The sequence below is a fragment of the Mesorhizobium sp. Cs1299R1N1 genome (assembly GCF_037179655.1).
In the GTDB taxonomy this organism is placed as follows: domain Bacteria; phylum Pseudomonadota; class Alphaproteobacteria; order Rhizobiales; family Rhizobiaceae; genus Mesorhizobium; species Mesorhizobium salmacidum.
This window is the reverse complement of sequence record NZ_JAPYKR010000039.1, coordinates 1-14689: the sequence shown is the minus strand read 5'-3', so window position 1 is coordinate 14689 and position 14689 is coordinate 1. Positions and strand designations below refer to the sequence as shown.

The window sequence follows — 14689 nt, the reverse complement described above, 5'->3', positions numbered from 1 at the left end:
AACCTTCGTGGCGCTGAGACAGCCGAGACATTCGACACGCTCGTGGTGCTCGACGACGAAGGTTTCGACTTCAAAAGAGCTGCCGACCGCATCCTGTCGGTCTTTCACCGACGGCTGATTGAGACCGACGAAATGCCTCGTATCATCACGGCAAACGCGAACATCGTTTATCCCGGCAAGGACGGTTCACTCCTCTTCGGACCAGGCATAATAGGGCCCATGCTTGAGGCCGGACTCGCACCGTTTGGAGCTCCTCCGATCTCAGTGGAGTTTGTAGGCAAGCCAGGAAGAGCGATTTTTGACGAGTGCATTGCTCGGGCCGGTACCGACCGCCTTTTAATGGTCGGCGATCAGCTTGATACCGACATCAAGGGCGCAAAGGCTGCAGGGCTCGACGCACTTCTCGTAACCAGTGGCCTCAATAGCTACGACGAGTTGCGTCAAGACGAGAACGGCGCGGCCGATTTCGTCGCAAAGAACCTCAAGCAAATTTTCGACGGTACTTTGTTTCCACACCTTCGGTCGGAGAAGCATTCCAATGATTAGGTTTGAGCAGCTTGCAGCGAGAACCGCGGAGAGGTTCGGCCGCATCTTAGCGGCAGGGATTGATTCTGGCAGCACTGCAACGTGTGAAATGGCGATAATTGTATGGAGTATTCTGGCAGAGCGAAACAGTAGAAAAGGACAATTCCCAAATAGGTGTGCCTACGCTGTGCTTTAACGGCGAGCTCTGTTGATAATTGTTCCTAATTTAGCGCAATGCGACGCGTAGACTCTCCCTATCACGACGCACTCTTCCAAGTTGAACGTCCGATCAAGATGCGCAAATTAACTAGAAATTCTATGGAAAGTGTATATCATAGAAAAAAGAAGGAAATTTTACCATGAGCGCGCTCTTATCAAGTATGACATATATGACAATTATAAAGCGAACCACGTGCATGCCTGCGTTAAAAACCTGCTTTCAGAACAGAGGGAGTATTCTCCGCCGCTAAATCCTTTCCGACATTGGCCGAGAGCTAACAGAAGGTGCCATGAGGCCGTCACCGATGCCCAAGCCACGCCATGACTTCAGCTGGTCAGCCCCATGATTTTTGGTCGCAAGCGAAAAGGGAAACTGGCGGTGTGCGGGGATAGATCACTAAGCAGGCCGCCGAAGATACCCGCTAGGCCTCATCATTTCTAAGGACAACCGATATTATGACGCATTCCAAGGTGGTTATCGTTACTGGCGCAACATCCGGAATAGGGGAGGCCGTTGTAGAGGCCTTCGCTGCGACAGAGGCCTCACTCGTTTTGGTCGGCCGCGATCGTGAGCGGGGCCGAAGAGCCTCGGAGTCGGCTCAGAAACTCAATTGTCAGGCGGAATTGATGCTGGGCGATGTTGCTGACTCGGCCTTCGCCGACCAGGTGGTTAGTTCCACTCTGAAGCGGTTCGGAAAGATCGACGTCTTGGTCAACAGCGCCGGGATCATCTTACGTAGAAGCGCCGTCGATACCACGGATGACGATTGGAGCCAGATCTTCGACGCCAATGTCAAGGGTGTGTTCTACTTCAGTCGGGCCGCGGTGAAGTCCATGAGGACGACAGGCGGTGGCAGCATTGTCAACATAGCATCGAATGTGGGATTGGTTGGCTGTCCCGGGCTGGCGGCCTATTGTGCGTCAAAAGGCGCGGTCGTTCTGTTGACAAAAGCCATGGCGCTCGATCACGCCAAAGAGCAGATCAACATCAATGCGGTCTGTCCCGGCGCCGTTGACACCCCCATGCTTGTGGCAGGCCATAGCAAACCGGTTACTGCCGACGAAGTTCTCCAGAGGAACATCGATTCAACGCCCCGGGGCCGCGTGGCGACTCCGAAGGAAATTGCTTGCTTGACTCTGTTTCTCGCAAGCGAGGGGGCTAGGCATATTACTGGGGTTGCAATTCCAATAGATGGCGGCGTCACCGCAGGTTAGGAGGGGGTCTTGGGTAATCGGGTAGAAGGTAAGGTTGCCATTGTCACTGGAGGCAATCAAGGCATCGGGCGAGCAATTGCTGAGAGGCTCGCTGATGAAGGCGCCCTGGTTGTCGTAGGCGATCTCCGTGACGGCCGTTCCGCCGGTTCGGACGGTGTCGAGAAGCTTACGTTTATCTCTCTCGATGTCACGAAAGAAGTCTCTATTCGCACCTTCGTTGACCAGGTCCTGCAGAAGTTTGGCAGGATCGACATCCTGGTCAATAACGCCGGTCTGGTCATCCATAAGTCGATTGACGAGCAGTGTGTCGAGGATTGGGACAGGCTGATGGCGGTCAATCTCCGTGGCCCATTTTTGATGGCAAAGTATGTCGTTCCTGAAATGAGGCTTATTGGCGGGGGTACGATCGTCAACATCGGATCTGTCGAGGGCTTTATGGTCAACCCTTGGCATACTGCGTACGCCGCCACCAAGGCGGGCGTGCATGGTCTTACTCTGGGACTGGCAGTCGACCTCGGGCCGGATGGCATACGTTGCAACACCGTGTGCCCCGGTTGGATAGATACCGACCTCAATCGTGCCTACCTCGAGATGCACCCGGACCGAAGCCTGATCGAGAGGGAATTAGGACAACTACACCCGGTGGGAAGGCCTGGCGTTCCAAAGGAAATAGCCAATGCAGTCCTCTGGTTGGCTAGCGAGGATTCCAGTTTCGTTAGCGGGGAAATGATCTCCGTCGACGGCGCGAGAACCAAAAAGATATCCCTGCCAGCCATACTGGACGAGGAGTATCGGGCCAAACTGACGAAGGCGCAGGCATAGTGGTACGTTGGCGACTTCGGACGGGTTGCGGCAGGGGCTGTCCCTTGCCCAGATCATGGCCCTCCTTTGCACCCAAGATTTCGACTCACCCGTTTCGACACTTTTCGGCATGTCCCAAGTTTGCCCTCCGTTCTGCGCCCCCAAGGAGACAGCACGCGGAACTGGTAACGATACGGCTTCGTTTGTGGGTTTAACTCGCCCGGTCTTATGAAATTCGAGAGGGTTGAGGCCAATCTTCGGCGTATCATTGAACAGGATCTGCAGGAAAGTTTCTCCGGCATCAGCTTCTTAAGTGAGAAGTATAACACGGTTGTTGCAACGATGTTAGGAGTAAGTTGACAAATCGATTAATAATTTAACAATACGACAATTGTTCAGCCTTACAAAGACGGAAAAACTGATAAAAGCAGAAATTAATACGGCAGAAAGAAAAACTTATACAGAGAAATCCATATATTGCTTGTAAAGCGGATTATTGTGCGCATTAAAATCCAATAGGGCCGGCCGTTACAGGAGATGGCTAGGAATGACCGACAAACCCGCGTCTGCCGCCCATGTCCAAGGCGATGTCGGCCTTAACGGGTCGCTCTCGGACTACTCCAGTGCGATCTGCTACGGCGTGTTCACGCTCGCCCACGTCCGACCGAGCATGGATCGGGTGCGCGGCCGAGCGATGCCATGGTACAGAACGGTCGAAATCCTTCCTGCAGGCAGGGCCGCCGGTTTTGCCGAACAGTCGCAAGCAGGCCAACATAGGCGAGGCGTCGAGCAGGTTAGGATCAGCAGGATTATAGGATTGCTTGAAAAACAAAGGCCCACGACGTTTGCCAGGGGCCTTTTTCAAGAATCGCGCGCTTGATCAGAACGAGGAAATAGCAACGCTAGCACCCTTGTTGCTGGGACAAGACCCGAGGTCGCTTGAAGGGATCAACCGGGCAATGGATGCGGCCCTTCCCGGTCATCTGTACGTGAAGTCGGCGATCTAGCTGGGGGCAAGACTAACGACGCAGCGTTACCGAAGGAAGTGACATTCTGCGGCAGAGCGTGCTTGTCTTGTTCCGCAGGAGAGAGCCGAAAATGCGCCGCCGAAACGCGAATACAGCGATAATGAGAGAAATCGCCACGATCAGCATGGTCTCGAGCGAGCCATCGCCGTTATCAGGCGCTATGCCAAGCAGGGTTTCAATGAAGTCCACGGCTACCTTCCTTCCTTGCTGCTACATTGGGTTGTTGTGGTATGCGGGGTGTTGCGCTCCATCGCAAGCGCGATTATGCCCGCAACCTCGCCCGCGACCAATACCTTGAGCTTCTCCGCTTCGGTTTCGACCTTGGCCATGACCTCGCGTGAGACCCGAAAAGCCTGAGCGGTAGGACACGTATCTGACGCAGCGACATAACTGATCAAGTCTGCGAGTATACCGTTAAGTCCGACCGGATGGCGCAGCACATCTTCGGCCGATTCCTGATGAACATCGACAAGCACGCCCTCAATAGCCCTAAGGCTAGTCGCGACCGCGTTGGCACGATTGGCAATATCCGCCTGAGGCCCGTCTACAGTTTCGACCAGCGCGTTCAGGCGACGCCGCAAGCGTCGGACTTGATTGACAGACTCATTGACGAGCGAGAGCGACCGGGTCAAGTCTGATAGCAAGGCAAATTGCTGCTTATGGGCGTCAATCGGGGTCGAGAGTCGTGGATCCTTAACGATCCTGAGCTCCTCGGACTGAGTCGAGGATCCGACCGTGAACTCGACATGATAATCGCCGGGCACCGTGACTGGGCCTGTTGCGGATCCAGGTCGGGTACGAGGGGCTTATTGCGCCGATCTAACAGCGAGGCGTCCAGCTCGGCCGGCCCCGGATAGCGCATATCCCAGACATAGCGGTTGAGACCCGGCTTGGCGCTTGGGCGGCTGTCACCGTGCAAAGAACTGTCATTGCTGCGCAATGTTGCGATCACATGGCCTTCGGCATCGCGGAAGATCAGGGCGACCGGCCCTTTCTCGCCATCAGCGAGCCAGTAATAGACGATAGCGCCGTGGGGTGGGTTCTCGCCGATGTCAAGGTGCTCGTAGTTCTTAGTGCCGTCTTGTTTTTCAACCACGGCGATACCGCCGTCTATAGGGTCTACCGTGAAGTAAATATTTTTGGAGCTATGCATCACCTGGGATCGCAAGCGCGTGCGTATCGCGGTGCGCGGCGGGATCAGGCGGTTCACCAGATTGCCGTCGGCAAGGATGCGCAAGGGCGAGATGTCATCAAGGATCCAGAATGAGCGCCCATGCGTGCCCGCGACCAGGTCAGAACCCTTGATTTTAAGATCATAGACTGGAACCTCAGGCAAGCCGCCTCGCATCCGTGACCAACTCTCTCCATCATCAACGCTGAAGAACACGCCGGTCTCGGCGCCAGCGAATAACAGGCCTCGGCGCTGAGGATCGGCCCGCAACACGCGGGTAATCTCGCCATTCGGGAAATCGCCATTGATGGATTGCCAACTCCGGCCGGAATCGATGCTCCGGAAGAGGTAGGGCTCATAATCTGCTAGGTCGTAGTGACGATTTAAGGTTTGGGATTCCCCTTTTAGGGCAAATCAGATTCAACGCTGACTTTTGGCGATGGATTGCGATGCGCTTCGGGATGATCAGTGGGATCGGATCAAAGGGTTGGTTCCCGGAGGAACCAAGGGCAAGCGAGGTCCCAGGACGAATAACCGGCTGTTTTTGGATGCGTTACTGTGGACGGCGCGATCGGGCGGCCGCTGGCGCGACCTGCCGGAAAGGCTTGGCAACCACGCTATAGTGAAGCGACGCTATTACCGCTGGATCGAGATGGGTGTGCTCGACGACATGTTGGCGGTCCTGGCACGCGAAGCCGATCTTGAATGGCTGATGATTGACTCGACCATCGTGCGCGCGCATCAGCACGCCGCTGGCGCGCGCAAGGCAAAAGGGGGGCGGATGCCCAAGGCTTGGGTCGGTCCCGGGGCGGGTTGAGCACCAAGATCCATGCCGCCGGCGATGCGCTCGGGCTGCCGGTTCGCCTGATCGCCAGCCCCGGACAGCGCAACGACATCGCCTTTGCCCATGATCTCGTCGAAGGCTTCGAAGCTGGCGCCACGATCGCCGACAAGGGTATGACGCCGACCACCTGCACGAAAAGATCGCTGAAACGGGAGCCGAAATCGTCATCCCACCGAAGCGCAACCGCAAGGTCCAGCGTCCCTATGACACTCGGGAAGGAGAGGTTCGCTTCTTCGGCGAGGTTGATGCATCGGACGTGAGTACGCGCCGTGTTGTCCAGCGGATCGCCGCCAAGTTTGATCGGGTGTATTTCTGCTACGAGGCCGGCCCGACCGGCTATGGTCTCTATCGGCTGATCCGATCGATCGGCCGTGAATGCATGGTGGTCGCCCCATCGCTGATCCCAAGGAAGCCCGGCGACCGGGTGAAGACGAACCGCCGGGATGCTCTTTCCCTGGCCAGACTGCTGCGCGCCGGCGAACTGACGGCGGTGTGGGTTCCCGATGAAAGTCACGAGGCCATGCGGGATCTTGTCCGCGCCCGGGCAGCTGCGGTCGAGACGCTGCGCGTTCACCGGCAGCATGTGAGCGCCTTCATGCTTAAGCACGGCCGTATCTATCCGCGCCAGAAGGGCTGGACGATGCGCTATCTGCGCTGGCTGCAGGAGCAGCCGTTCGATCATCCCGCGCATCAGATCGCACTCCAGGAAATGGTCGAAGCGGTGCGCGTGTCGAAAGAGCGGGTCGAGCGCCTGGAGCGTGTGATAGAGGAGTTCGTTCCTGCCTGGTCACTGGCGCCGATCGTGCGGGCACTGCAGACCCTGAGGGGCGTAGACCTGATCGTTGCCGTGACATTCGCCACCGAGGTTGGCGACGTGCAGCGGTTCGAGAGCCCGCGCCAGCTCAAGGGTTATCTTGGCCTTGTTCCTGGCGAACGATCGACCGGTGAGACAGTCAAACGGGGCGGAATCACCAAGGCGGGGAACGGCCGGGTTCGCCATATGCTGGTCGAGAGCGCGTGGACTTACCGGCATCCGCCAAAAGTGGGCAAGGCGAAGCTGTATCGGTTGGAGCAAGCTTCACCGAAGGTGCGCGAGATCGCATGGAAGGCTCAAACACGGCTGACCGCCCGCTATCGAATGTTGAGCGGACGAGGCAAGAGGACAACGGTGGTGTGCACAGCGATCGCCCGTGAACTGGCCGGCTTCATGTGGGCTGTTGCAAGGGAGGCCCAGGCGACCAAATCGTAGACCGCTACGGTGGCTTTCATCTCGCGCATGGGCGGAGGCGGGACCCCGGCAGGGGAATGCCCGTCAGACGCATTGTGGCCGGCAATTTGTCCGACGCCCCCAGTAAGATAGGAACAGCCCCGGACGCACAATCGGGAATGCGGTAGCCAACCCGCGCATCAGAGCTTGATCACCGAGGTCCTTCAGTTCCGCCTCCACCCATGCGCGATTATCAGAATGAGCAGCCGTTCCTCGGATCGGGCGAGCTCTTGCGTTCCAAACCTTGACAGCGGACATCAGAGCGATGTTCTCACGCCACGGCCCTGAGTTCAGAGGCGCGGATGTAAGCCCAGGGCAAGAGATCGTCGATCTGGCTGTTGGGTGGCCGTTGACGATCCTGGTGAGGATGTCGGTGAGATAGCCGAGCGGCTCGACGCCATTCTCGATCAGCGAAGCGACGACGGCCCAGTGCTCGGCGCCGCCGTCAGAGCCCGCGAACAGGGCGTTCTTCCGGTTAAGCGCGATCGGGAGGATCGACCGCTCGACGGTATTGGAGTCGATCTCGATGCGTCCGTCGTCGAGGAAGCGGACGAGCCCCTCCCAGCGTGACAGCGTGATCGCCTCGGCGAGCTTTGTCTCTGGCTGATCAGGCTGAGCTTCTCGTGCAGCCAGGGTTCGAGATCGGCGACGATCGGGGCTCCGTTCCTGGCGCGCGGCACGGCGTTCATCGGCCGATCGGCCGCGGATGCCGTCCTCGATCTTATAGAGCTCGGCGATCCGTCTCAGCATCTCGCTGGCGATCGGCGCGGGACCGGCAACTGCCAGTTCATAAAAGCGCCGGCGGACGTGTGCCCAGCAGAAGGCGAGCGTGATGCCACTCTTCTCGGCCAGCACCCGATAACCGCCATAGCCGTCGACCTGAAGGATTCCGGTGAAGCCTGCGAGATGAGCGATCGGACGCTCGGCTTTTCGATCCGGCACATGCAGCTGGTCTTCCGGCAGCGTCTCGGCGCGCCGTCCGAAGCGATGGCGCTGCAATTCCTTGATGATCTTGACCAGACGGGCATTCTCGACGTCGCGCGCCAGAACCATCGCCTTCAGCGCAACCGGATCGTCGGGAAGCTGGTCAACCGTCCTCCCCATGAGCCGATCAGACCATATTCGCCGACGGCCCGCGACAGCGGAATCTAGGCTGATTCACTTCGTCGCGGGTCAGCCCGCCTGGGCTGGAATGCGGGTCCGGCGCGCCTCGTGGACTCGCCGCCAATCGAGCCCTTCGAGCAGCGCCGAGATCCTGTGCAGCCGTCAACCTCATCGCGCCGTCATGCACTTTCGGCCAGCGGAAGTCCCCTTCCTCCAGACGCTTGGCATAAAGGCAGACCCCGGTGCCGTCCCAGAAGATCAACTTGATCCGGTCGGTGCGCTTGGCGCGGAAGACGTAAACGGCGCCGCTGAACGGTTAGAGCGGGATGAGATTGGTAAGAGTCGTGGGATTGAAACAAGCCGCTGACGCGGCATTTGGTGCGGGGGTTTGCGGATGAGCCTTCTGTTTTGAAGGATTGCGGCTGTTGAAGCGCAATCTTGAGAACAGGAGATGAGAGATGGCCGAGTTGAGCCCTCTGCGCCGGCGCATGATCGAGGACATGACGATCCGCAATCTGTCGCCGGCAACGCAGCGATCCTACGTGCACGCGGTGGCGAAGTTTTCCCGCTATTTCGGCCGCTCCCCCGAGCGGCTTGGTCTTGAGGACGGCCGCACCTTTCAGGTGCGTCTGGTCTCGACCGGGATCTCGTGGCCGGCGCTGAACCAGACGGTGTGCGCGTTGCGGTTCTTCTACGGCGTGACGCTCGGCCATGCCGAGATTCCGGAACGGATCGTCTATGCCCGCTCGCCACGCACGCTGCCGGTGGTTCTCAGCGCCGACGAGGTCGTCCACTTCCTGGAGGCAGTGCCGAGCCTGAAGACGCGCACGGCGCTGACGACGGCCTACGCAGCGGGTCTTCGCGCCTCGGAGACCGTCGGGCTGAAGGTCGGCGATATCGACAGCGGCCGCGGCGTCATTCGGGTCGAGCACGGCAAGGGCGGCAAGGACCGCACCGTGATGCGGTCGGCGCAGCTTCTGCGCATCCTGCGCGTCTACTGGCGGCTGGCAAAGCCGCAGGGCTGGCTGTTTCCCGGCCGGAACGCAACCCGTCCCATCGACGTGCAGGTTCTGTATTCGGCCTGCCGCTCGGCGCGTGCCGCCGCCGGCATCGACAAGCGGGTGACAGTGCACACGCTCAGGCATTCCTTCGCCACGCATCTGCTCGAGAACGGCACCGATATCCGCATCATCCAGGTGCTGCTTGGCCACAACAATCTTTCCTCGACGGCACGCTACACCAAGGTCTCGAACGGCCTCATCCGGCGCACGACGAGCCCGCTCGACAGGCTGAACATGCCGCTGGGCTGATCGGTTCCGCCCATGTCGGCGAGACTGGAGGTGGCGGATATCTTTCGCCGCCACGGCGAGGCGTATCGACAGGCCCATGACGGCCATCTCGGGCGCGTCGAGCGCCGCACGATGAGCGCGATCGAGCTCTGCCGGACGGCCGAGCTCGGCGGCCATGTCGAGGGCTGCCGATCCTGCGGGGCGATCCGCGTGGCCTACAATTCCTGTCTTATGGACAGATTCAGTAATGGGGAGTTGGCGGCCGCGGTGTGAGTATTTTCCTGTGAATCGTCGATTTCTCACTCTCCATAACATGGCGCCGATGCTGCCCCGTCTGCTCGGCCACTGATGGCCGATCACAAACGGGGACAAACATGTTGGAGACCTACTTCTCTGCGTCGAAGATGCTGGGGCATCTGCGCAGCGGGCCGTGCAGCCCATATCTGGATGGCTTCGCCGCAGCGCTCGAACGGCAGGGCTACGGCCCCGACACGGCCGTACGCTATCTGCGTGCGGCAGCTCATGTCGGCCACGTCATGGCAGAGCGCGATGCAAGCGTGAGCGACATCGATTTGGCCGCGTTCGAACAGCATCTGCGAACGTGCCGATGTCCGCGCGCCAGGGGAGGCCGCCGCAACCATCACACCATCTACGGCGCAAGGCTCTTCCGTCGGCACCTCGAAGAAATAGGCGTGTGCAAGCCCGCGGTCGCGGCGATGCGGCCTGCCGAACCGCAATTGGTCGTCGGCTTCAAAGCATGGCTCAGCAAGCATCGCGGGGCATCCGATGCGACCATCAGGCTCTACGCGCGCGATGCAGCCAGCATTATGGCAGCACTTGGAACGGACCCGACGCGTTGGAGCCCCACCGATATCCGCGGCTACTTCATGAAGCGCGCGAGCACATGCGGGCGCGGCACCATCGAGAAGATGACCACGAGCCTGCGGGCATTCTTGCGCTACCTCGCCGTTCAAGAGCACTGCCGGGCCGGTCTCGACGATGCCGTTCCGGCCTACGCCCATTGGCAGCTTGCCGAGATGCCGCGATATCTGTCGGGCGAACAGGTCAGCCGGTTGATTGCTGCCTGCGATGGTGATGCCGGCGCGCGCCGGCGGGATCTCGCCATCGTACTACTGTTGGCTCGCCTCGGCCTGCGGGCCGGCGACGTGGCACAGCTCCGTCTCCTCGATATCGAGTGGCAGGCGGGTTCGCTGCGGGTCACGGGCAAGTCGCGCTATGAGGTTCGCTTGCCGCTGCCCCAGGACCTCGGGGATGCGATCGCTGCCTATCTCGAATGTCGACCGTCGTGCTGTCGAAGTGATCGCGTGTTCCTGAGCACGATCGCGCCCAGCCGCCCGTTCCGGAACGGCGACGGCGTCGCTTCGGTGTTCAGGCGCATTATGAAGCGGGCTGGCGTCGTGACGCCCGTCAAGGGTGCGCACGCCCTGCGGCACACCGCGGCGACCGAGATGCTGCGCCATGGCGTACCGCTCGACAAGATCGGGCTAGTCCTCCGGCATCGTGGCATCGACACGACGGCCCACTACGCCAAAGCCGATGTCACTCTTCTGAAGCAGGTGGCGCAGCCTTGGCCGGAGGCACTCTGATGTTGAACACCATCGAGACCTATCTTGCACTGCGCCGTGCCACAGGCTTTGCGATGTCGAATGCCGAGTACCTGCTCAAGAGCTTCGCCGCCTTCGCGGTCGAGCGCGGGCACGCGTATGTCCAAACGCAAATAGCCATCGATTGGGCCGCGCTCGGACCATCCGTTGATTGGCGGCCTCACGCAGCATGACCCATAACTCTGCACCCAGGCGCGCTCGGTGATCACGAAACCGGAAAGCTGCTCCGCGAAATATTGCACCATATCGTTGCGTTCGAATTCGCCATGGACCAGTACGTCGAGACCGATTTCGTCCTGCCAGCCTATCGCCTCTTCAATCTCCCTTCTAAGAATCAATTCATAGGCGAGGTAGCCAAGTCGTCCCTTCGAGTGAGCCGCCCGTGCATCGCGTACTTCCTGAGTATGCGGAGTGAGCCGATGGTCGTCGTCGGGAAAGGCGGCAGGCGAAGCCTGTCGATTTGAAACCAGGATCGTTCTGCAAAAGCACTCTTTCGCTGCACCATGCCGTCGGCGATTCCGGTAAGCTTTTCCTCGACCCGAGGATCATGCACCTTCGGTGAGGTGGCGCGGGTCTCAGCTGCGTCGTCCGCAGACTTCAGCTCTGCCGCAACCACAACTCGGCCTTCGGACAAAGCGCTGGCGAGTACGCTCAGTTCTTTCATCTTTTCCGTCGCGAATGCGAGCCAAGACTTTATGTCTTGATCAAGTGCTGTTTCCTCTTCGAGATCGAGCGGAACATGTAAAAGTGAGCAAGACGGAGCGACCTCCAAAAACTCCAGAGGCCAGCCCGCGAGTATAGGCTTAATCCATTCCAACATGGCAGAGAGATTCGCTCGCCAGATGTTGCAGCCGTCAATTAAACCGAGCGACAGCACCAAGTCCTTCCGCGCAAGTCGGCCGATTGACTCCAATTGCTCGGGAGCGCGCACAAGATCGATATGCAATCCCGTAACCGGCAGCGAAAGGGTGGTCCTGAGATTCTCGCCCAATGGACCGGAATACGTGGCCAGCATGATCTTGAGATCGGGCGCAGCTTTTGAAAGCCGATCGTAAGCAAATTCGAACGCGGCCAGCTCATTTGGAATGAGTTCGAAGACGAGCGAAGGCTCATCGATTTGGACCCAGTCGGCACCTGCTAGTTTCAGACGTCGCAGAAGTTCCTCGTAGACCGACAGTAACTTCGGAAGCAGAGCTATAGGGTTGAAGCCTCGAGCGGACGATTTCGAAAGCTTTAGGAAGGTGATTGGGCCAAGGATCACCGGACGCGTATGGATGCCAAGCGCCCTGGCTTCGAGAAATTCGTCCACTGGCTTGATCGATGAAAGGGCAAAGGCCTGGTCGTCAGCGAGTTCTGGAACAAAGTAATGATAGTTGGTGTCGAACCACTTCGTCATCTCCATAGCTCTCACAGCATGATCAATGCCTGCCGTCGTGGTATCCGCAACTTTGCCTCGGCGGCCCCTCCCCATGGCGAAATAAGTATCCAGAGGGACGGGAACACCACCACCCTGTCTCCAGCCATAACGTTCCGGTACGGCACCGACCATCACGGCTATGTCGAGCACATGGTCGTAGAGGGAAAAGTCGTTCGATGGAATTATAGTCACGCCGCGCTCGCGTTGCTCGATCCAGTTCGCTTTTCGCAGCGTCCGCGCCGTTTCGAAAAGGTCATCATCGGCAAATCTTTGCGACCAGTACCTTTCAAGCGCGTGCGTCAATTCTCGACGGTGGCCTATACGCGGCCAGCCGAGCGTTGCAACAGGAACTTTCTGCAACATTTACACACTATACCCGATTATGAAGCGTAGACGGAAGGCAGACGTAGCAAGCAAGCGCAAACGCCAGTTGCCACAGCCGTCACACACCGTCTCCGTATCCAGCGGCAAGGCAACTCCTCCAGGCTCACGGGCATCACCTGTTTCCGTCCCCAAGGCTGTTTACCGCAAGGGCGACTCTCAGTTCACAATTGTGTTGGGCGGCGCCGGCATAGTCGCCGCCTTCGCTCTTAGCTGCGCGATGGCGCATCGAACCGGGAACGGCTTTCGCCGAGGCCAAAGTCGTGAAATGGAAGCTGCTGCAAGGCGACTGATCGATGCTTATCCGTCTACGAGAAAATGAACAGCCGGTTTTGCTATAGACATCGAACAGCTCCGTTGGCGCGTTAATGTCACAGCCGGACAAGCAAGAGCCGTGCCGGAGGGAATAAAGCGGGAAATCTTGCTGATTGTCCCGTACCCGCCATGAGTGGATAGCGTCGCCTGTGTTGAGTTCCCTACAAAATGTCGGGATGTCTCTTCGGAGAATAGGTGCGGAGAATAGGTGCGCTCTCAATCCAGCACCAGCTGTCGTCAGCCGCTACCATTCAAACTCCCATGAACAGGATGAGCTTTGAGCCTTCATCCTTTCATCAACCGAACCTGTGGCTCACAGCCGACAGGAGGGATGCAAAAGAAACTGCACTGTTGCCGGGTCGCTCGCTCGCTTATATGGCTGTCCCGCAATTCAAACATTCGACAGGTGCCCAGATCCCGATCAAGGTGTGCGGTGCAAATGGGCTCGCCACTAGCCCGCTTATCGGAAATCGGGCGAACGCAGCGCGGGCGCGATCGCCATCGGGACCCTTTGCCTACCGGGCCGGCGCCCTCCAATCCCTCAATCGCGCGCTCAATGAGGCATCTGTGCTGGCGAACAGCTGCGCTCGATCGCCCTCCCGCACGGCCTGTGCTACTGCCCTTCACTACGCTTCGCCCAAGGTGTGGTCCGGTCTCCGCGGAATCCATAGAGCTGCGATCGAGGTTGCCCGAGCCCAAAGATGCCACACTGGAAGCTTACTGATGCCAAACCCGACCTCAAGTCGTTGGAAGCGTGACGCGTTGGTCGGCCGTGAATGGCTGCTCAGCTGGCGAACAGCTCCTTATAGCCGGTCGTCATTATCCAGTTCGCCCGGTCGCTCGACAAGGCTCGTGTCCTTGGCATGGACAAGAGGCTGGTCCGACAGAAAAGAACAATCACATAACGGACTTGGACTGTGGGTCCAAAGCCCCAGGGTGGGGAAGCTATGTAGCCGTCTGTCCTGCAGCAAGGCCTGCAGCTTGGGTTGGGAAAAGTTTTCCTGACTTCGCCGTGTTACCAAGGATCTCCGATCTCCGCAGCCCACTCTCAACCGATCGCCTGCGCATTCAGCGATGAGCCGACCACATTTTCGAACCGCGTTCTCGGTCGAGCCGAGTTTTTGATCTGGTTTCGATGTACTGGCGGCTCGGCCTGGTCCAGTGGATCGGCAACGTCACTGAAACACTCTATCACTGTTGGCGCAATGTGGACTCCTGGACGAACGGTGGCTCCGCAGTTCAAATCGCGACCCGAAGGCATTTCAGCTCGTACCCAACCAGTGCGTAGATCATCCGCGTGGTCGTGTCCCATCAAGTGGTGTAGCTGGCGGTTACGAAGCCGCTCGCGAGCGCGCCGTTAGTAGCGCTGTAGATGCTATGGGCGGCGGCGAGCGTGTGGCACCCTCGGCGCTGTTGAGTAGCTACCTAAGGAGCGCCCCCATGTCACCATCCTTTGATGCAAGCAAATCCCTTACCACACTTGATCAG

General features: G+C 58.9%; 10 protein-coding genes and 4 pseudogenes. 8 read left to right on the top strand and 6 right to left on the bottom strand.

What is annotated here, in order from left to right:
- From O7A70_RS32700 to O7A70_RS32690, 3 genes are all read left to right on the top strand, one after another.
- On the top strand, positions 1-546 hold a 546-nt coding region (locus O7A70_RS32700; RefSeq protein ID WP_337144023.1), incomplete at its 5' end, for an HAD-IA family hydrolase.
- A gap of 654 nt (positions 547-1200) precedes the next feature.
- A complete protein-coding gene (locus O7A70_RS32695) occupies positions 1201-1959 on the top strand; it encodes an SDR family NAD(P)-dependent oxidoreductase (RefSeq protein ID WP_337144022.1) in 759 nt (252 codons plus the stop codon).
- A gap of 9 nt (positions 1960-1968) precedes the next feature.
- Positions 1969-2781, top strand: a complete 813-nt coding sequence (locus O7A70_RS32690; RefSeq protein ID WP_337144021.1) for an SDR family NAD(P)-dependent oxidoreductase — start codon at positions 1969-1971, stop codon at positions 2779-2781.
- 998 nt (positions 2782-3779) lie between these two features.
- Here O7A70_RS32690 and O7A70_RS32685 read toward each other — a convergent pair.
- The 3 genes from O7A70_RS32685 to O7A70_RS32675 are packed head-to-tail and all read right to left on the bottom strand — an operon-like array spanning position 3780 to position 5232.
- Complete coding sequence (locus O7A70_RS32685; protein WP_337144020.1) at positions 3780-3977, bottom strand: hypothetical protein; 198 nt, start codon at positions 3975-3977, stop codon at positions 3780-3782.
- Between the two features lie 2 nt (positions 3978-3979).
- Complete coding sequence (locus O7A70_RS32680) at positions 3980-4420, bottom strand: hypothetical protein (protein ID WP_337144019.1); 441 nt, start codon at positions 4418-4420, stop codon at positions 3980-3982.
- A complete protein-coding gene (locus O7A70_RS32675) occupies positions 4417-5232 on the bottom strand; it encodes a hypothetical protein (RefSeq protein ID WP_337144018.1) in 816 nt (271 codons plus the stop codon). Before O7A70_RS32675 ends, O7A70_RS32680 begins: the two co-directional genes overlap by 4 nt.
- Positions 5233-5398: 166 nt before the next feature.
- Between O7A70_RS32675 and O7A70_RS34415 the strand changes: the two are divergent.
- Positions 5399-7052 (top strand): annotated as a pseudogene (locus O7A70_RS34415) (IS110 family transposase).
- Between the two features lie 63 nt (positions 7053-7115).
- Here the strand turns inward: O7A70_RS34415 and tnpC are convergent.
- A complete protein-coding gene (tnpC, locus tag O7A70_RS32660) occupies positions 7116-8123 on the bottom strand; it encodes an IS66 family transposase (RefSeq protein ID WP_337144017.1) in 1008 nt (335 codons plus the stop codon).
- Between the two features lie 58 nt (positions 8124-8181).
- Positions 8182-8478 (bottom strand): annotated as a pseudogene (gene tnpB / locus O7A70_RS34410) (IS66 family insertion sequence element accessory protein TnpB); the annotation flags it as partial.
- 154 nt (positions 8479-8632) lie between these two features.
- On the opposite strand from tnpB, the gene O7A70_RS32655 reads away from it, so the two are divergent.
- The 4 genes and pseudogenes from O7A70_RS32655 to O7A70_RS32640 all read left to right on the top strand — a co-directional run bounded on the left by O7A70_RS32655 (position 8633) and on the right by O7A70_RS32640 (position 11261).
- Positions 8633-9484, top strand: coding sequence for a tyrosine-type recombinase/integrase (locus tag O7A70_RS32655; RefSeq protein ID WP_337144016.1), 852 nt, complete (start codon positions 8633-8635; stop codon positions 9482-9484).
- Between the two features lie 12 nt (positions 9485-9496).
- Positions 9497-9691, top strand: a pseudogene (locus O7A70_RS32650) (transposase zinc-binding domain-containing protein); the annotation flags it as partial.
- A gap of 146 nt (positions 9692-9837) precedes the next feature.
- Positions 9838-11070 (top strand): tyrosine-type recombinase/integrase, encoded by a 1233-nt coding sequence (locus O7A70_RS32645; RefSeq protein ID WP_337144015.1) that lies wholly within the window; start codon positions 9838-9840, stop codon positions 11068-11070.
- The gene (locus tag O7A70_RS32640; protein WP_337144024.1) at positions 11070-11261 is read left to right on the top strand and encodes a hypothetical protein; all 192 of its coding nucleotides are present in this window, start codon (positions 11070-11072) and stop codon (positions 11259-11261) included. The genes O7A70_RS32645 and O7A70_RS32640 overlap by 1 nt, the downstream gene beginning before the upstream one ends.
- Here O7A70_RS32640 and metE read toward each other — a convergent pair.
- A pseudogene (gene metE, locus O7A70_RS32635) lies at positions 11238-12868 on the bottom strand (5-methyltetrahydropteroyltriglutamate--homocysteine S-methyltransferase); the annotation flags it as partial. The gene O7A70_RS32640 and the pseudogene metE sit on opposite strands and share 24 nt — an antisense overlap.
- Positions 12869-14689: the final 1821 nt, after the last annotated feature.

Bases quoted from the DNA above. Each gene is read 5' to 3' on its own strand.
- tnpC (WP_337144017.1), bottom strand. From the start codon at position 8,123: ATGGTTCTGGCGCGCGACGTCGAGAATGCCCGTCTGGTCAAGATCATC.
- O7A70_RS32695 (WP_337144022.1), top strand. From the start codon at position 1,201: ATGACGCATTCCAAGGTGGTTATCGTTACTGGCGCAACATCCGGAATA.
- O7A70_RS32645 (WP_337144015.1), top strand. From the start codon at position 9,838: ATGTTGGAGACCTACTTCTCTGCGTCGAAGATGCTGGGGCATCTGCGC.
- O7A70_RS32655 (WP_337144016.1), top strand. From the start codon at position 8,633: ATGGCCGAGTTGAGCCCTCTGCGCCGGCGCATGATCGAGGACATGACG.
- O7A70_RS32640 (WP_337144024.1), top strand. From the start codon at position 11,070: ATGTTGAACACCATCGAGACCTATCTTGCACTGCGCCGTGCCACAGGC.